Here is a 22300-nt window from a genome sequence, read left to right on the forward strand (position 1 = left end):
CTTTCAAACCTTCAATGCAAGATTCCTCGCATTGTTGATGTGCACGGCTATCGCTTCCATTGCTGTCGGCGGATCGCGGCTCTCGATCGCAGTCAGCACCGCGAGATGTTCGCGCATGACCGGAATGACCCGGCCGGTGATGCGGAACCGCTCCTGGTTGATGAGCCGCATCTTGATCGCATTGATCCGATAGGCCCGCGAAATGATCCCGTTATCGAGCGAATCGATTATCGTTTCATGCAGGTCCCAGTCTATAGCCTGAGCGCGCAGTTCGAGCTCCGGCGTTTCCCTGTTCTGCAGGGCCTCTTCAAGCGTATCCTCATGCTCCTTGCGCAGCTTCGCCAGAAGATCTTCGGACGCGGAAACGCAAAAGACGGCAATAGCCTCCTTCTCCATGAACAGGCGGAACTGAAAAGCCTCCCGGATCAGGTTGATATCGATATGCGCGATCTGTATGCCGCGCTGCGGTATGGTCCGGACGAGACCTTCGGCCTCAAGCCGCGGCACCAGTTCCCGAATCGCGCCGAGCGGCATGCCCGTCATCGCCACGAGTTGGCGTTGTGAGACGAACTGCCCTGGACTGATATCGCGGGCAAGGAGATGCTCCGTGAAACTTGCATAGGCTTTTTCTCGCAGTCTCACCGGTTCGTTGCCATCATCCATGCGCGATCTCCGTCCCCCGAGCCCTCAGTTACTCCCTTATTACGCAGCGGCAGCAATAAACAAGCGGTCGAAAATGCCGGTGACCCGCTTGGCGTCCGTATCCGAAAGGCCCTGCAGTGGCGCTCGCGTCCGGCGCCAAGCATCGTCCTGATTATGATGCGCCAGAATGGCCTTCACGGCAGGCACGACCGGGAACTTCAAAATCTCTTCGACAGCCTCGATAACAGCCGGATCGTCGCGGCCCTCTTCGATGAGCGGCAGCAGGCGGTCAGGATAGAGATTGGCCATGCCTGAAATCGACCCTTGCGCGCCGAGCCGAACCGCTGCGGCCAGGGTGCGTTCGTCACCGATCAGGATGGCGAGATCCTTGTGCTTGGCAAGAAGTGCCTGGGTATAGGTCCAGTTGCCCGAGGAATCCTTGACACCCGCGATCGCACCGGGAAACGCTTCGCGCAAACGGGAGACCAACGCGACCGAAATCTCGACAGCAGTGACCGATGGGATATTGTAGATGATAATCCCGCGTAGGCCCGCACCTATTTCCTCGAACACGGCCGAGAACCAGTCAAAAAGCCCATCGTCACTGACATTCTTGAAGTAGGACGGCGGAGCGAGCAGTACGCCGCGGCACCCGGCATCAAGAGCGAGCCGAGACTGCGCAGCAGCATCGACATACGAATTGGCCATCACGCCGACAATGATCTGCGACGGCTCAAGCCCACCTTCGATAAATGCACGAATGACATTACCGCGCTCATCATAACCGATCGAGGAGCCCTCTCCCGTCGTGCCGAATAGGGTAACACTGCGGCAGCCACGGCCGAGACAATCCTGCGCATGCGCGAGTGCCTTCGGCACGTCGATTCGCATGTCGGCGTCAAAAGGCATGGTCAATGCTGCGGAAAGTCCAAATCGTTCAGCCCGAGACACCTGCTTCTCCCAATCTCATTGCTCACTAGAGACATACTAACATGTTAGTTGAAAGTCAACGTGTCTGTCCTGACTTTTTAGTCAGCGAAATTGGCGCTGATTAGGCTGGCGCTTCCTTCTTTTGCGTAGATTTGTCCGCCCCCGTCCCCAATGTGCCCGTCTAGGTCAGGAAGGCGTCGAGTTCGGCTTTCGTCGGCGCACCGCTTCTGCCACCGAAGCGGGAACACTTGATTGCAGCCGCGGCACTGGCAAAGCGCATGATCTGATAGATTGGGTAATTGCGCGACAGTGCCCAGGCAAAGGTGCCGTGGAACACGTCACCGGCAGCAAGCGTATCGACGACATCCACCTCGAAGGCGGGCATATGACGCACCTCCCCTTCAAGTTCATCGTACCAGAACGAACCTTTGTTACCCGCAGTCACCGACACAAACGCGCCATCGCGGCCATAAAGGGCGGCCAGCGCAACGGTCGCCTTTTCGGGATCGCTTTCGCCAGTCACCCGTTCGGCGGCCGGCTCGGAAGCCACGATGTGCGAGGCCAGCGGCAGCAGCATTTCCAGCGTTTCGAGTGAAGCGGTGTCGGCGTCGAGAATACCATGGACCTCAGCCTCGCGTGCTGCCTTCAGGACCTTTGCCGCCGCAAGCGGCCAGCGAACATCCGTCATCACCACGTCGAAGGTGCCGTCGATAACCGGCGGGATTTCACTCGGGGCGGAGAGCAATCCTGCATCGTAATAGGGAACGATCACCCGCTCGCCCGCCGCGTCGACGAATATCGAAGAGAACGCCGAACGGGCATCGGCAACGCTGCGCACGTGCGAGCAATCGACGCCCTCGGCGGTGAGTTCGGCGACGGCGCGCCGCCCGATCTCGTCATCGCCCGTCGAGGCGAACAACGAGACGCTGCCGCCTAGCCGCGCGATGCTGGCCGCTGCACTCGATGCCATGCCGGCAGCAATTTCGACCGCCTCCAGGGGAATATACTTTCCGGGCCCGGGCGGCAGCCGGTCCAGCCGGAAGATCGTGTCCATGGTGAGCGCGCCCACACAGAGAATTTTCGGAGTGGCTTCATTGGGCATGGAATGGAACCTTACAGATGAAGTTTGGCAGCGATGTTGCGCCGGGAGACGCCCGCGGGCAGGCATCAGTTAGCGTTTATAAGGTGTGCTTGGCAACAGGGTCGCTCGCGATCTACAACCCTTGGAGGTAATTGACTTTCCGCGTCGAAACCGGAGACACTTGGTCCCACTTTCACGGGGGAATCGCCATAATGAAAGAGGCCGCCTTGAAACCGGTCGTCTACGCGCTTTTCGACAAGCGAACCAGTTCAGTCCAGTATGTGGTCAGCGATCCGTCGATGAAGCATTGCGCCATCATCGACCCGGTGCTGGATTTCGACGAAAAATCAGGTTCCACCGCATCGTTCAATGCCGATCAACTCCTGGAATATATCGACCGCAACAGCCTGAAGGTCGATTGGATCCTCGACACCCATCCCCATGCCGATCATTTTTCCGCCGCTCAATATCTCCGATCGAAAACCGGCGCGCCAACGGCAATCGGCGACCACGTCGTCGAGGTCCAGGAGCTATGGATGAAGCTTTACAACTGGCCGGACTTTCGCGCCGACGGCTCGCAATGGGACAAGCTGTTTGCGGCGGGCGAAGGCTTCAACATCGGGGCGCTAGAGGGACGCGTAATGTTCTCGCCGGGTCACACGCTGGCTTCAATCACCTATGTCATCGGCGATGCAGCCTTTATCCACGACACGATGTTCATGCCGGACAGCGGCACCGCCCGCACGGATTTTCCAGGCGGCAGCGCTGAACAATTGTGGCAATCGATCCAGGCGATTCTCGCATTGCCGGACGAGACGCGTATTTTCGTTGGCCACGACTATCAACCAGGGGGACGCGAACCGCTTTGGGAAAGTACGGTCGCCGCACAGAAGGCGAGCAATACGCATATAGCCAAATGCCGAGACGCCGCTGATTTCGTCGCGATGCGCAGGGCGCGGGACAAGACCTTACCTATGCCGCGACTGATCCTTGCGGCGCTGCAGGTCAACATCAATGGCGGCCGACTGCCGGCGCCGGAATCGAACGGAAAGCGCTATCTGAAGATACCGCTAGATGCCCTCGACGGCGCAAAGTGGGATTAGCGAAGAGGCCCGCTACCGCAAGGATAGCGAGCCTCGCTCCTCCCCAAGATGCAGGTCTCAGGCGACCTCGTGATTCGCAATGCGCTCGAGCGCTCGAACGAGACCCGAATGGTCGAGGCCACTGTCGCCATTGGCCGCGCAACTGTTGAAGAGTTCCTGCGTCGACGCCGTGTTGGGCAGGGAAACGCCCAGGGTTTTCGCGCTCTGCAGGGCGAGATTGAGGTCCTTCTGATGCAGCGAGATACGGAAACCCGGATCGAAGGTGCGCTTGATCATGCGATCGCCATGCACTTCGAGGATACGCGACGAGGCAAAACCGCCCATCAGTGCCTCGCGCACCCGGGCCGGGTCTGCCCCCGCCTTGGAGGCAAGGACCAGCGCTTCCGAAACCGCCTCGATGGTCAGGGCAACGATGATCTGGTTGGCAACCTTGGTCACCTGCCCATCGCCGCAATCCCCGACCAGCGTAATGTTCTTGCCCATCAGCTTGAAGAGCGGCAGCGCGCGGTCGAAAGCCTCCTGCGAGCCGCCGGCCATGATGCTGAGCGTTGCGCCCTTGGCACCGACCTCGCCGCCCGACACCGGGGCATCGATGTATTCGCTGCCCGTCTCGCGCACCTTTTTGGCAAACTCCTTGGTTTCGATCGGCGAGATCGAACTCATGTCGATGACGAGCTTGCCCGGCTTCAACCCGAGGACGACGCCGTTCTCACCAAAAAGAACGTCCTTCACTTCCGGCGTGTCCGGGAGCATCAGGATGATAATGTCAGTCTGTTCGGCAAGCGCCTTGGGGCTCTCGACGATCTTGAGACCATTGTCGATGAGTTCCTGCTTCGGGGCGATGAAGAATTTCGACGTGTAGAGCACATGCCCCGCGTCCTGCAGGTGGCGCGCCATCGGCGTGCCCATGATACCCAATCCAATGAAACCTATGTCAGCCATTTACTCAGCTCCTCATCCTGATGATATCCGCTTGCTTGTAAGCAGCTGATGTTTCGTTCAGCCAGCCAAGCCCGCGTTGCGTTTCCGTTTTTGGTTTGTATTCGCAGCCGATCCAGCCGTCATAGCCGCCGGCGTCGAGTGCCTTGAACACGAAAGGATAATTGATCTCTCCGGTACCCGGCTCGTGACGACCGGGATTGTCGGCCAGCTGCACGTGAGCGATCAGTTGCTTGTAGCGCTCATATGTTGCGACGAGTTCGCCGTGCGTCCGCTGCTGGTGATAGAGGTCATACTGGATAAAGAGGTTGTCGCTTCCGACTTCTTCGATGATTGCGGCCGCCTGTTCGACCGTGTTGAGGTAGAACCCCGGAATGTCGTAGGTGTTGATCGGTTCGATCAGCAGCCGAATATCGTATTTCGCGAGTTCCTGAGCGGCCAGGCGAAGATTGTGCACGAAAGTGGTGCGCAGCGCATCTTCGGAAAGGCCATTCGGAGCGATGCCGGCAAGGCAGTTGATCTGCTTGCAGCCTAACGCCGTCGCATAGTCGATTGCCGTCGCAACGCCCCTCCGGAACTCGTCGATGCGATCCGGGAGAACGGCAATGCCGCGCTCCCCCGCTGCCCAGTTTCCGGCCGGAAGGTTATGCAGAACCTGGACAAGATTGTTGTCGGCCAGGACCTGTTTCAGCTCCTCGACATTATAGTCGTAGGGGAAGAGGTATTCGACGGCTTCAAAGCCGGCTTCGCTTGCCAGCGCGAAACGTTCGAGAAACGGCACTTCGTTGAAAAGCATCGTCAGATTGGCGGCAAATCTAGGCATTCATGCCTCCTGAAGAAATGAAATTGCAGGTTTAGTCGAGATAGGCCGCAACCGCAGTCGGCACGTCCTCATTGCGTTCGGCGAGGTCCTCGAACTCGACGACGGCGTTGATATCGGGACCCATTGCGACATTGGTCACGCGTTCGAGGATGAACTCGATCACTACAGGAACCCGGTGCTCGTCCATCAGTGCCTGCGCCTCCTGGAAAGCCTCGGCGAACTGATTGGGGCTGCGGACCCGGATCGCCTTGCAGCCGAGACCTTCGGCGACCGCGACATGATCGACGCCGTAACCCTTCTCGGCATCGCCTGACGCATTGATATTGTCGAAGGCAAGGCTCACTTCGAAATCCATGTCGAAGCCGCGCTGCGCCTGACGGATCAGGCCGAGATAGGAATTGTTCACGACGACGTGCAGGTAGGGCAGCTTGTGCTGTGCGCCGACCGCGAGCTCTTCGATCATGAACTGGAAATCATAATCGCCGGAGAGCGCAACGATCGGACGATCGGGATCGGCCGCACGCACACCGAGTGCTGCCGGCAGGGTCCAGCCGAGGGGGCCCGCCTGGCCGCAATTGATCCAGTTGCGAGGCTTGTAGACGTGCAGGAACTGGGCGCCGGCGATCTGGCTGAGACCGATGGTCGTCACGTAGCAGGTCTCGCGGCCGAACACCTTGTTCATTTCCTCGTAGACACGCTGCGGCTTCAGCGGCGTCTGGTCGAAATGGGTCTTGCGCAGCATGGTGCGCTTGCGCCCACGGCATTCCTCTGCCCAGGCCGACCAGTCACGCAACTTTCCTGCCGCTTTCCATTCGGTCGCAACGTCGAGAAACAGCTTCAGCGCCTTGCCTGCATCGGAAACGATGCCGAAATCCGGCGAGAAAACGCGGCCGATCTGGGTCGGCTCGATATCGACATGGACGAACTTGCGCCCCTCCGTATAGGTCGAGACGTTGCCGGTATGCCGGTTCGCCCAGCGATTGCCGATGCCGAGCACGAAGTCGGAGGCGAGCATGGTCGCATTGCCGTAACGATGCGAGGTCTGCAGGCCGCACATGCCCGCCATCAGTGGATGATCGTCCGGGATCGTGCCCCAGCCCATCAGCGTCGGGATGACCGGAACACCGGCAATCTCGGCGAACTCCACCAGAAGGTCGGAAGCGTCGGCGTTGATGATGCCGCCGCCGGCAACGATCAGCGGCCGATCGGCCTGGTTGAGCATCGTCAATGCCTTTTCGACCTGCGCCCGCGTTGCTGCCGGCTTATAGGCTTCGAGCGGTTCGTAGGTGTCGGGATCGAACTCGATCTCTGCCAGTTGCACGTCGATCGGCAGATCGATCAGCACCGGACCTGGACGACCCGATCGCATGATATGGAAGGCCTTCTGGAAAACGTAAGGAACGAGGCCTGGCTCCATGACCGTCACCGCCCACTTCGTAACGGGCTTGGCGATCGAAGCAATATCGACGGCCTGGAAGTCTTCTTTGTCGAGGCGGGCCCGCGGCGCCTGCCCGGTAATGCACAGAATCGGGATCGAATCGGCCGAAGCGGAATAGAGGCCGGTGATCATGTCGGTTCCGGCTGGACCTGACGTGCCGATGCACACACCGATATTGCCATGTTCCGCTCGGGTGTAACCCTCGGCCATGTGCGACGCGCCTTCGACGTGGCGCGCAAGGATGTGGCGGACAGTACCCCGCGCCTTCAGCGCGGAATAGAACGGATTGATTGCAGCTCCCGGTACGCCAAAGGCGCAATCGATCCCCTCCTTTTCCAGAATACGGACTGCTGCATCGACGGCACGCATTTTTGTCATTGTCATTCCTCCAAATTCAATGAGAGCATAATCCATATCTGGCACTTCACAACATAAATATGGAAATGACTTCCATCATATGGAAATAAAGATTTTCAATAAAACTGGTAAAATAAGCTGCGCGCAGCTATGCCACATGAGGGCACACGAACGGGACACACAGCGATCATGGCTTTGCAGGGCACGTCATTGAAGGGGAAACGGGGGCGCAAGGCGAATGAGAACGCGGCTCCATCTTCCGTCCAGGTCTTGGATCGAAGCTTGCATTTGCTCAAGCTCATCGCGGATGCGGACGGCTCGACACTCATGGATCTCGCGGACCATACCGGCATGGCGCCATCGACTGTCCACCGGCTGCTGACCTCGCTGGCCAATCACGGCATGCTCACCCATGACCCGGAATCAGGTGACTGGACGATCGGCGTTGGCGCCTTCGAGATCGGCAACGCCTTTCTGCGTTACCGCAAGCTCGGTTCCATCAGCCGCCCCTTTCTCAAGCGCCTGATGGACGAATGCGGCGAAACAGCCAATGTCGGCATCGAGGATGAAGGTGACGTCGTCTTCATTTCGCAGATCGAAAGCCATGCGCCGATGCGGGCTTTCTTCCGTCCCGGACGGCGCGGGCCAATTCATGCGTCGGGAATAGGCAAGGCAATTCTTTCGACCTGGTCAGATACCGATATTGCCCAGGCGCTCACAGGCAAGGCGCTCGCGCACTTCACAGCACATACGCTCGATACGCTGCCGGCACTCTTGAAAGATATCCAGCACATCCGGACGCGCGGCTGGTCGATCGACGACGAGGAACACACGCTCGGGATGCGCTGCATCGCTGCGCCACTTTTCAATGAACATGGCGAAGCCATTGCCGGGATTTCGGTATCGGGTCCCGCCGTCCGCCTGCCCAAAGAGAAGCTCAACCTGCTCGGGCCCGTCATACGCCGTACAGCGGATGAATTGACGAAGGCGATGGGCGGACGCCGACCGGACGAACTATAGGACCCGTCCGCACCTGCCTACGCGGTCTGCAGTTCCGGCAAGGCCCGAGCCTTAACCTGCGGCGCGGCCGTGTCGATCCTGCTCTTCATCGGCTTGCCAGCGACATAGACTTCGGCGACCGAGCGGTCATCACCCATCGTCTGCAAAATGAAGAGCTCTTCGGCAAGCGTCGTTGCCGTTCGCATGCGCAGTTCCATCGCAGGCTTCGCCTTGCTGTCGAGAACGACGATATCGGCATCGCCTCCGGTCCGGAGGGATCCGATGCGGTCTTCAAGACCGAGCGCGCGGGCATTGCCGAGCGTCATCATGTAGTAGGACGCGAATGGCGACAGACGCTGGCCCTGCACGTGCAGCACCTTGTATGCCTCGCTCATCGTCTCCAGCATCGAGAAGCTTGTACCGCCGCCGACATCGGTCGCGACAGAAATGCGTGCGCCGAGCGAACGGAAGCGGTCTCGGTCAAAGAGGCCGCTGCCGAGGAACAGATTTGAGGTAGGACAGAAAACGGCGACCGACTTCGTTTCGGCGAGCACGGAAATTTCGCGATCCGACAGGAAGATGCAATGGCCGAGCAGCATTTTTTCGCCGAGAAGGCCGTATCCGGCGTAAATATCGGTGTAGTCCTTGGCCGACGGATAGAGCGAGGTCGCAAACGCGATCTCGTCGCGGTTTTCCGAAAGGTGCGTCTGCACGTAGCATTCGGGATGTTCGCGCACCAGGGCCTGGCTCATTTCCATCTGCCGGGGCGTCGAGGTGATGGCAAAGCGCGGGCTGATGGCATAATGCGCGCGGCCGCGTCCATGCCATTTGGCGATCAACGCCTTGGTATCGTCATAGCCTGACTGCGGGGTATCGCGGAGCGCGTCGGGCGCATTGCGATCCATCATCACCTTGCCGCCGATCATAAGCATGCCGCGCTTTTCCGCTGCCGTAAAATAGGCGTCGACGCTTTCGCGGTGCACCGAGCAATAGGCCACAGCCGAGGTCGTGCCGTTGCGCAGCAATTCGTCCATGAACCGTCCCGCGATGAAATCCGCGTGGGCGGTCGACGAGAATTTCTGTTCCTCGACAAAAATATAGGTGTTGAGCCATTCGAGCAGCTGCGCGCCGTACGAGGCAATCGCCTGCGTCTGCGGAAAGTGCAGATGGGTATCGATGAAGCCCGGCATGATAAGATTGGGGCGGTGATCGACGATCTTGGCATCGGCAGCAACCGGGGCGATGGCGGCATATTCGCCGACATCGACGATCTTGCCGTCCTCGATCAGGACCGCGCCATCTTCGAAATAATTATAGGCCGACTGATCGTCGATGCTGGTGGGCTCCTCGACGAATGTCAGCACACGGCCGCGCAAAATGAGCTTGTTCACTGAACGGTTCCTCCCTTGACGGCACTCTCATACCAGGAGACGAGGAGCTTGCGTTCCTCGTCGGTAATACCGCTGACATTGGCGGGCGGCATGGCATGCGAGCGGCCGGCTTGCAGATAAATCTCCCGGGCATGGGCGGCGATCTGCCCGTCCGATTCAAGCACCACGCCCTTGGGCGCTGTTATGATGCCCTCCCAGCCGGGTTCCTTTGCGTGGCACATCGCGCAGCGGCCAAGCACCGTGTCACGAACCTTTGGAAAGGCTTCGGCACTGACGAATGGCTGCTGCACGGCGGAGAGCTTTTCTTCCGCGCTCTCGCCCGACAGAACCTTGGGTACGGTGGAGAGCCACATGATGATGATGAAGAGAATTGCCGTTGCCAGCCACGTCCAGGTCGGCTCGCCCTTGCGGGCATGGCGTGTGTTGAACCAATGGCGGATGGTGACGCCCATCAGGAAGACCAGCGAGGCGATGATCCAATTGTATTTCGTGCCGAATGCCAGCGGATAGTGGTTGGACAGCATCAGAAACAGCACCGGCAACGTCAGGTAGTTGTTGTGGGTCGAACGCTGCTTGGCCTGTTTGCCCAGCGCCGGATCCGGAGTCTTGCCGGCGATCAGGTCCGCAACGACCTTCTTCTGGTTGGGAATGATGATCATGAAGACGTTGGCCGACATGATCGTCGCCGTGAAGGCGCCTAGATGCAGGAAGGCGGCGCGTCCTGTGAAGAGGTGGGTATAGCCCCAGGCCATGAAGACGAGAACGAAATAGAGCAGAACCATCAGCCGCGTGTCGTTGCGGCCGAGCGGTGACTTGCAGATGGTGTCGTAAACGACCCAGCCGCCGAAAATCGAGGCGAGCGAAATCGCAATGGCGACCGGACGCGATACGTCAAGGACGTGCGGGTCGATCAGATAGAGGTCGGCTCCGGCATAATAAACGATGCAAAGCATCGCGAAGCCCGACAGCCAGGTTGCATAGGACTCCCATTTGAACCAGGTCAGATGCTCGGGCATTTGAGCCGGCGCAACCAGATATTTCTGGATATGGTAGAAGCCGCCGCCGTGCACCTGCCACTCTTCGCCATAGGCCCCGGCCGGAAGCCCGGGACGCTGACGCAGGCCAAGATCGAGCGCGACGAAATAGAAAGACGAGCCGATCCACGCGATACCGGTGATGACATGCAACCAGCGGAAGGCGAAATTCAACCATTCCCAGGCGACGGCGTATTCGTACATGTGGCTCTCCCTTTTAGTCTGAAGAGTATGTGCCAAAGCCTATGCCAAGAGGAAACCGGCTAATGCACCCATCTCTTTCAAAAAAAACTTTAAAATGCTAGATCAATGGGCAGTGTAGGGGTTGTGCGAAAACAATGTCGTACCTTGATAACCTTCGTGTTTTCGTTCGTGTCGTCGAACTCGGAAACCTGTCTGCCGCCGGACGCGATCAGCGCGCCTCTCCGGCCGTTGCGAGCAATCGCATCAAGGAGCTGGAGCGGCATCTTGGCGTGCGCCTCTTCAATCGTACCACGCGCAAGCTGACACCCACCGAACACGGCCGAGTATTCTACGATGGCGCCGTCAAGATCATCGAGGCGATCAACGAGGCGGAAGCGGCCATCGCCGATCTTGCCAAGAAACCGAAAGGCGCGATCCGAATTACCGCGCCGCTCGGCATAGGCAGGCGGCTCATCGCGTCAGGCATTCCCGAATTCCATGACAAGTACCCCGACATTGAAGTGCGCCTGCGTCTTTCCGACCACAACATCGACATCATGAGCGAGGGCGTCGACGTTGCTTTCAAGCTGGGTATCCTTGAGGATTCCAACCTGCGCATGCGCGGCATCATGAATTGCGAGCGGGTAATCTGCGCCTCGCCAGAATATCTTGCCAGGCGCGGAATCCCGACGACCCCGGATGATCTTATTGCCGACCATCACGACTGCCTGCTTCTGCGCTATCCGGGGTCCAAGGAGTACTATTGGACGCTGCAGACGCCCGAAGGCTTGCGCAAGCTCGAGGTCAGCGGACCTTATGATTCAGACGATGGCGATGTTCTGACACGCTGGGCGCTCGACGGGCGCGGGATCATCAACAAGCCGCTTTTCGAAGTGAAGAGCCATCTCAACGACGGCGAACTGGTACCCATCCTCGAAGACACGCCGCCGGCGAGCATCCAGCTTGCTGCGATCTATCCGCACAAACGTTTCCAGGATCCGAAGGTTCGGCTGATGATCGATTTCATGACCGAGCGCTGCCAGCGTCTCGTTACGGAAATGCTGAAATAAGCCTCGACCGGTCAGGCCGGGACGCGCAATTTGATGCTGGCGACGCTGGCGTTCCGTTGCCGGTAGTTAAGCGCGGCCGTCATGATCTCCGCGGCTGCGAGCGCAGCAATGACCGGGGGACGCTTGTCCTTGACGGCTGTACCGCCCACAGGGCAAACCAGCCTCTCAAAGACCTCGGGGCGGCCGACTTCCCGCGTCAGCCAGTTGCGGAATGTCGCACGCTTCGTTTTCGATCCGATCATGCCGACATAGGACGCGTCGTTTCTGGCCAGCGCTTCGGCGGCGATGAGGAAGTCGAGCGCATGATCATGGGTCAGGATGACGAAGGCGCTCCCCTCCGGCGCGTCGCGCACGAGCGCTTCAGGCATGGCGGTCAGACAGGTCTCGACACCCGACACCTGTGATGCCGACAATTCTTCCTCGCGCGTGTCGACCAGAATGATCCGGAGCGGCACCAGCGAAAGCGCCATGGCCAGCGCGTCACCGACATGGCCGGCGCCGAAGACATAGACATGCGGGCGCTGGGCGATTTCGCGGTCGACCTTTTCAACAAGGGCAGCGGCGGCATCGCGGTCGACAGGCTTGAAGTCGAGGGCAACACGGCCGCCGCAACATTGGCCGATTTCGGGACCGAGCGGCACGGTCAACGCCTCGATCTCGCTCCCGCGCTTCAAAGCACGACGGGCATGATCGATGGCTATGTATTCCAGCTGGCCGCCGCCTATCGTGCCGAAAATGCAATCCGGCGCCACCAGCATCCAGGCGCCGGCGTCCCGCGGCGTCGAACCATCGGCCGCCTTTACCTCAACGAGGACGACACGTTTGCGCCGGTTGAGGAAATCCCTGATATCGTCGCGATTGCTTGGCATGGAAAATCACCTCCCGGCTTCCCGCAAACGCTCGACAGCCATCAACACGCGTTCGGGCGTTGCCGGCGCGTCGAGACGCGGCGACAGGCGATAGTCCGCAACGCTCGCCACCGCCATCGACAGCGCTTCCAGCACCGAGATCGCCAGCATGAATGGCGGCTCGCCCACGGCCTTCGAACGGCGGATCGTCTCTTCGCGGTTTACGGACCAGCTGGCGAGATTGACATTGAATTGACGTGGCCGATCGGAGGCCAGCGGGATCTTGTAGGTCGATGGCGCGTGGGTACGCAGCCGCCCCTTGGCATCCCACCAGAGTTCCTCGGTGGTCAGCCAGCCCATGCCCTGCACGAAGGCGCCTTCCACCTGGCCAAGATCGAGCGCCGGATTAAGCGAGCGCCCGACGTCGTGGAGCACATCGGTCCGGTCGACCTGATATTCCCCGGTCAAGGTATCGATGCTGACTTCCGATACCGATGCACCGTAAGCGAAATAGTAGAACGGGCGGCCGCGACCTTCGGACCGGTTCCAATGTATCTTCGGCGTCTTGTAGAATCCGGCGGCGGAAAGTTGCACGCGCGCGCCATAGGCCGCCCTGATGAACTCGTTGAAGGCAATGAGATTGTCGCCGGCCCGCACCGTGTTCGGCTCGAAGAAAACCTCTTCCTTCGCAACGCCAAATTTCTCGACAGCGAAGTCGACAAGGCGCGCCTTGATCTGCTGGGCCGCATTTGCGGCAGCCATGCCGTTTAGGTCAGAGCCCGACGAGGCTGCTGTCGCAGAGGTATTTGGCACTTTCGCCGTCGTCGTCGCAGTGACCTTGATGCGGTCGAGATCGACCTGGAACTCATCGGCCACAACCTGCGCAACCTTGGTATAGAGCCCCTGCCCCATTTCCGTGCCGCCATGATTGAGATGGATCGAGCCATCGGCATAGACGTGAACGAGGGCGCCTGCCTGATTATACTCGGTTTTGGTGAACGAAATACCGAATTTCACCGGCGTCAGCGCGATGCCCTTGCGGATGATGCGGCTCTCGCGGTTGAAATTGAGGATGGCCGCACGCCGTGCAGGGTAATCGGACGATTCCTCGAGTTCCGCCACGATCTGCGGGATAATGTTATCCTCGACCGTCTGGTGGTAAGGCGTGACGTTCCTGCCTTCGCCGCCATAGAAATTGGCTTTGCGGATGTCGAGTGGATCTTTACCGAGCGCATAGGCGATCTCCTCGATCATGCGCTCGCCCCCGACCATGCCCTGGGGACCGCCGAAGCCGCGAAACGCGGTGTTGGAGACTGTGTTGGTCTTCAACGGGCGCGAGCGAAGCCGGACATGCGGATAGAAATAGCAATTGTCGGCATGAAAGAGCGCGCGGTCCGTAACAGGTCCCGACAGATCAGCGGAGAAACCGCAGCGGGCCGAATAGGTCGCGTCTACGGCCTCGATCCGGCCTTCATCGTCAAACCCGATTTCGTAGGCGACGTGGAAGTCGTGGCGCTTGCCGGTCGCAACCATGTCGTCATCGCGGTCAGGGCGTATCTTGACGGCGCGGTTGTATTTCTTGGCAGCAATCGCTGCGGCGGCAGCAAAAAGATTGGCCTGCGTTTCCTTGCCGCCGAAACCGCCGCCCATGCGCCGCACGTTGACCGTGACGGCATTCGACGGAACGCCGAGAACGTGAGCGACCATGTGCTGGGTCTCGCTCGGGTGCTGGGTCGAGGAATAGACGATAACCTCGTCGTCCTCGCCGGGAATGGCGAAGGAGATATGCCCTTCGAGATAGAAATGATCCTGTCCCCCGATGCGCATCTCGCCCACGAGGCGATTCCTTGCCTTGGACATGGCCGCGACAATGTCGCCGCGTTCGAGTTTCAGCGGATCGATAACAAGGGGATAGTTGGCCCTCTCCGCCTCGAGAACATCCGTAACGTGGTCCAGATCGCGATATTCTATCTTCGCCTTTGTGGCGGCCTGGCGCGCCATCTGCCGGGTTTCGGCGATGACGGCGAAAATCGGTTGACCATGGAACTCGACCTTGCCAACCGCAAAAACCGGATCGTCGTGCTTGCCGGCAGGGCTCACATCGTTGTGGCCGGGAATGTCGTCTGCGGTAAGCACGCCGACTACGCCTTCGCAGACAGCGACTGCATCGAGATCGATCGAGACGATCTCGGCATGTGCGCGCTGCGACAAGCCAAGATAGGCGTGGAGCGTGCCAGCCGGTTCGGGCATGTCGTCGATATATTCGGCGGTCCCCGCGACATGTTTGTGACCGGACTCATGCGGCAGTTTCTCGTGGACGCCACCACGGATGCTTGTGATCGGTTGTATCGAATTCATCGCATCCTCCTCAACCAGCCACGGCGTAGCGGTTCAACCGCACGCGCTTCTCACCAGCGGATTCAAGATAGAAGCGCCGCAAGAGGTTTTTCGCGGTCAGCATCCGGTAATCGGCGGAAGCGCGCCAATCCGTCAGCGGCGTGAAATCCTGCGGGAATTGCTGGATCGCAGCCTCAATCGATGCCTCGTCCCATATCGCACCCACCAGAGCCTGCTCGACTGCAGCGGCACGCTTCGGCGTACCGGCCATGCCGCCGAAGGCGATCACTGCACTCTCGACGCGTCCCTGCTGGTCGAGCCGGACCCGGAAAGCGCCGCATACGGACGAGATGTCCTCGTCGAGCCGCTTCGATATCTTGTAGACGGCAAAGAGATCATCGGACGCGAGGCGTGGAATGCGAATGGCTTCGACGAACTCGCCAGGGGTGCGATCCTGTTTGCCGTACTCGATGAAGTATTTCTCTATTGGAACCGAACGCCTGACATTGCCCTTGCGCAGTTCGACGAAAGCGCCAAGACCGATCAGTGCGGGCGGCGTATCGCCGATGGGCGAACCATTGGCGACGTTGCCGCCCACCGTCCCCATATTGCGGACCTGCTCGCCGCCGATCCTGTTCCACAACTCCTTCAGCTGCGGGAAATGGCGGGTGATGGCCGGATAGGCCTCGGTGTAGGTAACGCCCGCACCGAGGACGAGATGGTTCGGCTCCTCCGTGATTTGACGCAAACCATCGAGCCGCGACAGGAATACGACCGGGCCGATATCGCGCATGAACTTCGTCACCCAAAGGCCGACATCAGTCGAACCCGCAACGATCGTTGCACCAGGATGGGCTTCGAGCACGTCAGCGAGATCGTCGACATTTGCCGGGACAATGAGCTGTTGCTTGCCTTCGCCGATGGCAACGCGCTTGTTGTCCTTGAGGGCGAGCAATTGCTCCGTAATGCGCGCTCGTTCGGTGACGAGTGGATCCTTGCTGGCATCGCCCGCCGCTGAAATGCTCTCGGCGGCGCGAATGATCGCGGCATAGCCGGTGCAGCGGCAAAGATTGCCCTGCAGAGCTTTTTCGATGGCCTCGACGCCGGGATGCGGATCTTCCATCCAGAGGCCGTAAAGCGACATGACGAAACCCGGCGTGCAGAATCCGCACTGCGATGCATGCGTGTCGACCATGGCGCGCTGGACGGGATGGAGGCTGCCGTCCTTTGCCGCGAGCGCCTCGACGGTCACCACATGGCATCCATCGAGTGAACCGACGAAACGGATGCAGGCATTGACCGACTCATATTTGAGCCTGCCATCGAGCAGCCGGCCGACGAGCACCGTGCACGCGCCGCAATCGCCTTCCGCGCAACCTTCCTTGGTGCCACGCAGCTTCCGGCCGAGGCGAAGGAAATCGAGCAGGGTTTCGGTAGCGGCGATATTGCTGAGTTCGACGAGGGTGCTGTTGAGAACAAAGCGGACGCAATTGCGGATCTTGCTAGCCATGTCGCATCAGCTCCCGCGGTAGGTCGAATAGGCAAAAGGCGCCACAAGCAGCGGCACATGATAGTGGGCCTTTTCGTCGTCTATGCCGAAGCGGATCGGCACGACGTCGAGAAACGGCGTCGCTTCTCTACCGCCGAAATAGGCGCCGACATGAAAACGAAGCTCGTACGCCCCTGAACGCATGCTCCCACCCGAAAGCAATGGACTGTCGCAGCGGCCATCATCGTTGGTAAGGGTGCTGTGCAAAGGCTGCAGCGCATCGCCTTCGATGCGATAGAGATCGACCTTGAGTCCGGCGGCTGGTTTGCCGCTCGCCGTGTCGAGCACATGGGTCGTCAAGCGCCCGGTCGCATCGTTGTGAGAATGCATCGTTCCTCCTCCCGTGGAGAACTTCTTAAAATATCCAACACTCAGTTTGTCGTTTGGCGTGCTCGCGGGGTAGCCGGAGCTTGGTAAAGGGACTTTCAAATTTTTCAGGGGGAATGCTTCGCCGGTAATTTGAGTAATCAGAAAACGGAGTGAAGGACTGAGGAGGAGAATTCTGTGAGATATCCCCGCGACATGCATGGTTATGGCGGAAAAGCGCCGCGCGCGAATTGGCCTGGCGATGCGCGCATCGCCGTTCAGTTCGTTGTCAATTACGAGGAAGGCGGCGAGAACTGTGTCCTGCATGGCGATGCCGCGTCCGAGGCCTTCCTGTCGGAGATTGTGGGCGCGCAGCCCTGGCAGGGCCAGCGCCACTGGAACATGGAGTCCATCTACGAATATGGCGCACGCGCCGGTTTCTGGCGCTTGCATGAGCTGTTGACCTCGAAAAATGTACCCGTCACCGTCTATGGCGTAGCCACGGCATTGCAGCGCTCACCGGCCCAGGTTGCGGCGATGCTCGATGCGGATTGGGAAATCGCCTCGCACGGGCTGAAATGGATCGACTACAGGGATTTCACGCCGGAGGCCGAGCGCGAGCACCTGCTCGAGGCGATCCGCATCCATACTGCCGCAACCGGCGAGCGGCCCAAGGGCTGGTACACCGGCCGCACGTCAGTCAATACCGTTGATCTTGTCACCGACGAAGGCGGTTTCGACTATGTTTCCGATTCCTATGCCGATGACCTGCCTTACTGGTATGAGCACAATGGCAAGTCGCAGCTGGTAATTCCCTATACGCTCGACGCCAACGATATGCGCTTCGCGACCCCACAAGGGTTCAACTCTGGCGATCAGTTCTTCGCCTATCTGAAGGACAGTTTCGATACGCTCTATGCAGAAGGCGCAGCCGGCTCGCCCAAGATGATGAGCATTGGCCTGCATTGCCGGCTCATCGGCCGTCCTGGCCGCAGCGCCGCGCTCGCACGCTTCATCGACTACGTCCAATCCCATGAAAAAGTGTGGCTCGCCCGCCGCGTCGACATCGCGCAACATTGGGCCGCCACCCATCCCTACAAGCCTCAGGCCGCGCGCCCATCCGCACTTGACGAAACGACCTTCGTCGACCGCTTCGGCGGCGTATTCGAACATTCGCCGTGGATTGCCCGCCGGGCTTTTGCCGGGGAGCTTTCGCCCGCCCATGACACGGCATCCGGGCTGCATGCGGCACTGCGCACAGTGTTTCGCATGGGCACGCAAGAGGAAAGGCTCGCCGTCCTCAATGCCCACCCCGATCTTGCCGGCAAACTGGCGCAGGCAAAGCGCCTGACCGAAAGTTCGACGCAGGAGCAGGCTTCCGCGGGGCTCGACGCCCTGACCGACGAGGAACGGGCCGAATTCACGAAACTGAACACCGACTACGTCAGGCGGTTCGGCTTTCCCTTCATCATCGCTGTGCGGGGACTGAACAAGCAAGCGATCCTCAAAGCGTTCCAGACCCGCATCGCCAATGATGGCGAGACCGAGTTCAACACAGCCTGCCGCCAGGTCGAAAAGATTGCCCTGCTGCGGTTGCGCGACATGTTGCCGGACTGAGGAAGGGCCGATATGCGTGAAATACTGATCCAGAAACTGACGCGGGAAGCCTTTGCACCTTTCGGGGACGTCATCGAGAGGGAAGGCGCGCACAGCTTTCCCATCAATCACGGCATGTGCACCCGCTACCATGACCTTGCCAAGGTCGAGACCACGGGTGACAACGCCCGCACGCTCATAAGCCTCCTGCGCGGCAAGCCTTACGAACTGCCGCTGGAGCTTGGCATGGTTGAACGCCACCCGTTCGGGAGCCAGGCTTTTGTGCCGCTCTCGGCCAATCCGTTCCTGGTGGTTGCTGCGCATGACGAGCGTGGCGGACCCAGCGATCCGGTCGCCTTCATCACTTCTCCGGGCCAGGGCGTGAACATTCATCGCAACGTATGGCACGGCATCCTCACACCGCTTGGCGGTGAAAGCGACTTCGTCGTGATCGACCGGGGCGGCGACGGAATCAACATCGAAGAACACTTCTATGCGGAGCCGTTCCTGGTCCGCTGATCGAGAGAGCATGCCCTGCCCTTTAAACAGAAAGGCCGCCCGAACTCACACGGGCGGCCTTCTTTTGTAATCGGATGGGTCAGTTGAGCGGGATCGAATTGCCGCCCTTGCTCGCCTGGTACTGCGCAGACAGATCATCATACTTGCGCGCGATCGAAGCGGCCCGCTCCTGCAACCTCGTCCGATCCGGTTCCGGTTGCTGCGCAATCAGCTTGTGGATCGAATAGCTCTTCCAGAAGGCGTTTTCGGCGTTATAGCCGCCGGGCTCCAGCGTGAAGACCTCTTTCAGGATCTTCAGGTCATGCGGAATGGCGAAGGCATCGCGGGAATCTTCATGGCTGAAGAAATAGTAGAAATTGTCGAAGCCGGCCCAGGTGATCGCCGAAAGGCACATCGAACATGGCTCATGCGTCGACAGGAAAATGAGATCGCGGGAATCCGGGCGCTTGTCGCCATCGACCTCGTAGAACCGCTTCAGCGTATGGACTTCGCCATGCCAGAGCGGATTTTCCGTCTCGTTGTTGGTTTCGGCCAAGACGACCGACAGATCCGATTTGCGCAAGAGCGCCGCGCCGAAAATCTTGTTTCCGGCCGCAACGCCCTTCTCCGTCATCGGAATGATCTTTTGTTCCATTGCATCGAGCAATGCGTCGAGCACCTTTGTGGTTGAAGTTTCTGATGGCATTTTTGGTCTTTCTTTTCGGGTTGAAACGACCTGGTCCGGGCTGCTGAATTGCGCCCGGACCAGGTTGCACTGTTAGACCGGGAACAGGGCGAACCGCACGACAAAGAGGATAGCTACGAGCCATGTCGCGGGATGGATCGAGCTTACGCGTCCGGTCAGCGTCTTCAGCACGACATAGCTGATGAAGCCGAAAGCGAGACCGTTGGCGATCGAGTAGGTGAACGGGATCATCAATGCGGTCAGGGCGGCCGGCGTCGATTCAGTCACGTCGCGCCATTCGATGTCAACGAGTTCATGCATCATGAGGCCGGCGACATAGAGCAGCGCAGGCGCCGTTGCATAGCCCGGCACGGATGCAGCGAGCGGCGCAATGAACAGGGCAGCAAGGAACAGAACCGCGATTGTCAGTGCCGTCAGGCCTGTACGTCCGCCAGCCTGCACACCCGACGCGCTCTCGACATAGGCCGTGGTGCTGCTGGTGCCGAGAAGCGAACCGGCAACAATCGCGGTGCTGTCGGCAAAGAGGGCGCGGCCAAGATTGTTCGGTTTGCCTTCTTCGATGAGCCCGGCGCGCTTGCTGACGCCGATAAGTGTACCGGTGGCATCGAAGACTTCGACCAGAACGAAGACGAGGATGACCTGCAGGAAACCCGTATGCAGTGCACCGAGAACATCAAGCTGCAGGAATGTCGGCGCAAGGCTCGGCGGTGCCGAGAAGACGCCCTTGAATTCGCTGACGCCGAGCAGCACCGACAGGACCGTCACGGCGAGAATGCCGATGAGGATCGATCCACGTACCTTCATGGCGTCAAGCGCGGCAATGATGAAGAAGCCGAGAATTGCAAGCAGCGTGCCCGTCGCGCCGAGATGACCCAGCCCAACGAATGTAGCCGGATTGGCAACGACGATGCCTGAGGTCTTAAGGGCAATAAAGGCAAGGAACAGACCGATACCGGCGGCGATCGCGCTGCGCAGCGATTTGGGAATGCCGGCGACGAGCCAGCTGCGCACCCCGGTTATCGTCAGCAGCAGGAAGATACAGCCGGAGATGAATACGGCGCCAAGCGCCTGCTGCCAGGTGAAGCCCATGGCCCCGACCACCGTAAAGGCGAAGAAGGCATTGAGACCCATGCCCGGCGCCATGCCGATCGGCCAGTTAGCGACCAGGGCCATGACGGCAGAGCCCAAGGCGGCCGCGATACAGGTCGCCACGAATATGGCGTTGCGGTCCATGCCGGTCGAGGACAGGATCTCTGGATTGACGAAGATGATGTACGACATCGTCAGGAATGTCGTGATACCGGCCAGCACTTCCGTGCGTACGGACGTGTTGTGGCCTTTGAGCTTGAAAAGCCTGTCGAGCATTGTTCCTCCCCTTGGCAAAACGCCGAGTCTCCGGCTGCCGCCCGGTGCGTTATGCACCAGAAAGCATGGCATCCGTTCTGATTTTCAATAGTTCTCCACTTGAAAAAATGATTGTCGTGCACTCCTCTGCACGCGCATCATTCTCCCGGTGTCGCCACCGCAAAGCCGATTGTGCGTTTTTCGCACAATGGATGCTAGGTGCCCATTCCGCATTCATTTGCGAAACACCTTCAATAAATTCTTGATTTCGAAAGCCAAAGAAAATGCCGTCAGCCTTGGAGATTCGAGACTCGTTCAGCGCGTTGCCACGATGAACAGGCGCGGGAAAGGCAATAAGACCGTGCCATCGCGCATCAGGGGATATTGTGAGGCGATGCGCTCCCTGTACTTCTCAAGAAAACCCAAACGCTCGTCTTCGTCAAGCGCCGCAAGATAAGGACGCAGGCCCGAACCCTTGAACCATTCGATAATCCCATCAAGACCTTGCAGGGGATGATGGTAGGTCGTGCGCCAGACATCGACGCGTTGCGCCAATGGCCGCAACAACTGATAGTAGAATGAGGCGTCGCCAACCCTGGTGCGGGAAAGATCGGCCTGCGCCATCTTCTTGGCCCATGCGCCCTCCCTCGCCACCTCGCGCATCGCCACGTGAGTGGGTTGCTCGAGGTTGTCGGGCATCTGCAAGGCCAGCGAGCCCCCCTCATTGAGGAAGCCGAGCAGCCGCGGAAAAAGCTGGTCGTGATCTGGCAGCCATTGCATGACGGCATTGCCATAGAGCAGGTCAACCTTCTCCCCAGGTTGCCAGGCGTCGATATCGGCCACGGCGAATGACAGGTCCGGAAGGCGACGTTTTGCCTGATCGATCATTTCCGCCGACGAGTCGATGCCGGCAATGACCGCACCCGGATATCGCTTGACGAGGAGTTCGGTCGAATTGCCCGGACCGCAGCCAAGATCCACTGCCCCCTTTACGTTCTGATTGGGAATAGCGTTCAGCAGGTCATTGGCCGGGCGCGTGCGCTCGTCTTCGAATTTCAGATACTGGTCTGGCGACCACACAGCCTTTGCCACTTTTGGCGCCTCCGTTTCAAAGATTCGACTGCAG

General features: G+C 59.5%; 20 protein-coding genes. 5 read left to right on the forward strand and 15 right to left on the reverse strand.

The window, feature by feature from the left end; genetic code table 11:
* Positions 1 to 3 precede the first annotated feature (3 nt).
* From BR48_RS0119440 to BR48_RS0119450, 3 genes are all read right to left on the reverse strand, one after another.
* A complete protein-coding gene (locus tag BR48_RS0119440) occupies positions 4 to 663 on the reverse strand; it encodes a GntR family transcriptional regulator (protein WP_027232837.1) in 660 nt (219 codons plus the stop codon).
* A 39-nt stretch (positions 664 to 702) separates the two neighbouring features.
* A complete protein-coding gene (locus BR48_RS0119445) occupies positions 703 to 1593 on the reverse strand; it encodes a dihydrodipicolinate synthase family protein (protein ID WP_027232838.1) in 891 nt (296 codons plus the stop codon).
* A gap of 160 nt (positions 1594 to 1753) precedes the next feature.
* Positions 1754 to 2674, reverse strand: a complete 921-nt coding sequence (locus tag BR48_RS0119450; RefSeq protein ID WP_027232839.1) for a PfkB family carbohydrate kinase — start codon at positions 2672 to 2674, stop codon at positions 1754 to 1756.
* 191 nt (positions 2675 to 2865) lie between these two features.
* Between BR48_RS0119450 and BR48_RS0119455 the strand changes: the two genes are divergently transcribed.
* Positions 2866 to 3756 (forward strand): MBL fold metallo-hydrolase, encoded by an 891-nt coding sequence (locus BR48_RS0119455; RefSeq protein WP_155810934.1) that lies wholly within the window; start codon positions 2866 to 2868, stop codon positions 3754 to 3756.
* A 57-nt stretch (positions 3757 to 3813) separates the two neighbouring features.
* Here the strand turns inward: BR48_RS0119455 and BR48_RS0119460 are convergent, their stop codons facing one another.
* The 3 genes from BR48_RS0119460 to gcl are packed head-to-tail and all read right to left on the reverse strand — an operon-like array spanning position 3814 to position 7334.
* On the reverse strand, positions 3814 to 4698 hold the full coding sequence (locus tag BR48_RS0119460) for a 2-hydroxy-3-oxopropionate reductase (protein ID WP_027232841.1): 885 nt from the start codon (positions 4696 to 4698) through the stop codon (positions 3814 to 3816).
* A gap of 4 nt (positions 4699 to 4702) precedes the next feature.
* Complete coding sequence (gene hyi, locus BR48_RS0119465) at positions 4703 to 5518, reverse strand: hydroxypyruvate isomerase (RefSeq protein WP_027232842.1); 816 nt, start codon at positions 5516 to 5518, stop codon at positions 4703 to 4705.
* Between the two features lie 31 nt (positions 5519 to 5549).
* The gene (gcl, locus tag BR48_RS0119470; RefSeq protein ID WP_027232843.1) at positions 5550 to 7334 is read right to left on the reverse strand and encodes a glyoxylate carboligase; all 1785 of its coding nucleotides are present in this window, start codon (positions 7332 to 7334) and stop codon (positions 5550 to 5552) included.
* A 168-nt stretch (positions 7335 to 7502) separates the two neighbouring features.
* Here gcl and BR48_RS0119475 point away from each other — a divergent pair, with 168 nt between their 5' ends.
* Positions 7503 to 8333, forward strand: a complete 831-nt coding sequence (locus tag BR48_RS0119475; protein ID WP_027232844.1) for an IclR family transcriptional regulator — start codon at positions 7503 to 7505, stop codon at positions 8331 to 8333.
* Between the two features lie 17 nt (positions 8334 to 8350).
* Here the strand turns inward: BR48_RS0119475 and guaD are convergent, their stop codons facing one another.
* Positions 8351 to 9703 (reverse strand): guanine deaminase, encoded by a 1353-nt coding sequence (guaD, locus tag BR48_RS0119480; protein WP_027232845.1) that lies wholly within the window; start codon positions 9701 to 9703, stop codon positions 8351 to 8353.
* Positions 9700 to 10941, reverse strand: a complete 1242-nt coding sequence (locus BR48_RS0119485; protein ID WP_027232846.1) for a urate hydroxylase PuuD — start codon at positions 10939 to 10941, stop codon at positions 9700 to 9702. Before BR48_RS0119485 ends, guaD begins: the two co-directional genes overlap by 4 nt.
* A gap of 134 nt (positions 10942 to 11075) precedes the next feature.
* Between BR48_RS0119485 and BR48_RS0119490 the strand changes: the two genes are divergently transcribed.
* Complete coding sequence (locus BR48_RS0119490; RefSeq protein ID WP_027232847.1) at positions 11076 to 11990, forward strand: LysR family transcriptional regulator; 915 nt, start codon at positions 11076 to 11078, stop codon at positions 11988 to 11990.
* Between the two features lie 11 nt (positions 11991 to 12001).
* Here BR48_RS0119490 and xdhC read toward each other — a convergent pair whose 3' ends face one another.
* From xdhC to uraH, 4 genes are read right to left on the reverse strand one after another with little or no spacing between them, the layout of a single operon-like run.
* Entirely contained in the window at positions 12002 to 12859 is an 858-nt protein-coding gene (xdhC, locus tag BR48_RS0119495; protein ID WP_027232848.1) for a xanthine dehydrogenase accessory protein XdhC, read from the reverse strand.
* A 6-nt stretch (positions 12860 to 12865) separates the two neighbouring features.
* The gene (gene xdhB / locus BR48_RS0119500; protein ID WP_027232849.1) at positions 12866 to 15196 is read right to left on the reverse strand and encodes a xanthine dehydrogenase molybdopterin binding subunit; all 2331 of its coding nucleotides are present in this window, start codon (positions 15194 to 15196) and stop codon (positions 12866 to 12868) included.
* A gap of 10 nt (positions 15197 to 15206) precedes the next feature.
* The gene (gene xdhA, locus BR48_RS0119505) at positions 15207 to 16685 is read right to left on the reverse strand and encodes a xanthine dehydrogenase small subunit (protein ID WP_027232850.1); all 1479 of its coding nucleotides are present in this window, start codon (positions 16683 to 16685) and stop codon (positions 15207 to 15209) included.
* Between the two features lie 6 nt (positions 16686 to 16691).
* Positions 16692 to 17054, reverse strand: a complete 363-nt coding sequence (uraH, locus tag BR48_RS0119510; protein ID WP_027232851.1) for a hydroxyisourate hydrolase — start codon at positions 17052 to 17054, stop codon at positions 16692 to 16694.
* Positions 17055 to 17228: 174 nt separating this feature from the next.
* Between uraH and puuE the strand changes: the two genes are divergently transcribed.
* Entirely contained in the window at positions 17229 to 18647 is a 1419-nt protein-coding gene (puuE, locus tag BR48_RS0119515) for an allantoinase PuuE (protein WP_027232852.1), read from the forward strand.
* Between the two features lie 12 nt (positions 18648 to 18659).
* A complete protein-coding gene (locus tag BR48_RS0119520; protein WP_027232853.1) occupies positions 18660 to 19145 on the forward strand; it encodes an ureidoglycolate lyase in 486 nt (161 codons plus the stop codon).
* A 79-nt stretch (positions 19146 to 19224) separates the two neighbouring features.
* Here BR48_RS0119520 and BR48_RS0119525 read toward each other — a convergent pair whose 3' ends face one another.
* The 3 genes from BR48_RS0119525 to tam form a co-directional block, all read right to left on the reverse strand.
* Positions 19225 to 19830 carry a nucleoside deaminase gene (locus BR48_RS0119525; RefSeq protein WP_027232854.1) on the reverse strand — a complete coding sequence of 202 codons (606 nt, stop codon included), beginning with the start codon at positions 19828 to 19830 and terminating at the stop codon, positions 19225 to 19227.
* Positions 19831 to 19902: 72 nt separating this feature from the next.
* Entirely contained in the window at positions 19903 to 21195 is a 1293-nt protein-coding gene (locus BR48_RS0119530) for an NCS2 family permease (protein WP_027232855.1), read from the reverse strand.
* A gap of 294 nt (positions 21196 to 21489) precedes the next feature.
* Positions 21490 to 22266 carry a trans-aconitate 2-methyltransferase gene (tam, locus tag BR48_RS0119535; protein ID WP_027232856.1) on the reverse strand — a complete coding sequence of 259 codons (777 nt, stop codon included), beginning with the start codon at positions 22264 to 22266 and terminating at the stop codon, positions 21490 to 21492.
* Between the last annotated feature and the right edge of the window lie 34 nt (positions 22267 to 22300).

Source organism: Phyllobacterium sp. UNC302MFCol5.2, from assembly GCF_000686005.1.
Classification (GTDB): domain Bacteria; phylum Pseudomonadota; class Alphaproteobacteria; order Rhizobiales; family Rhizobiaceae; genus Phyllobacterium; species Phyllobacterium pellucidum.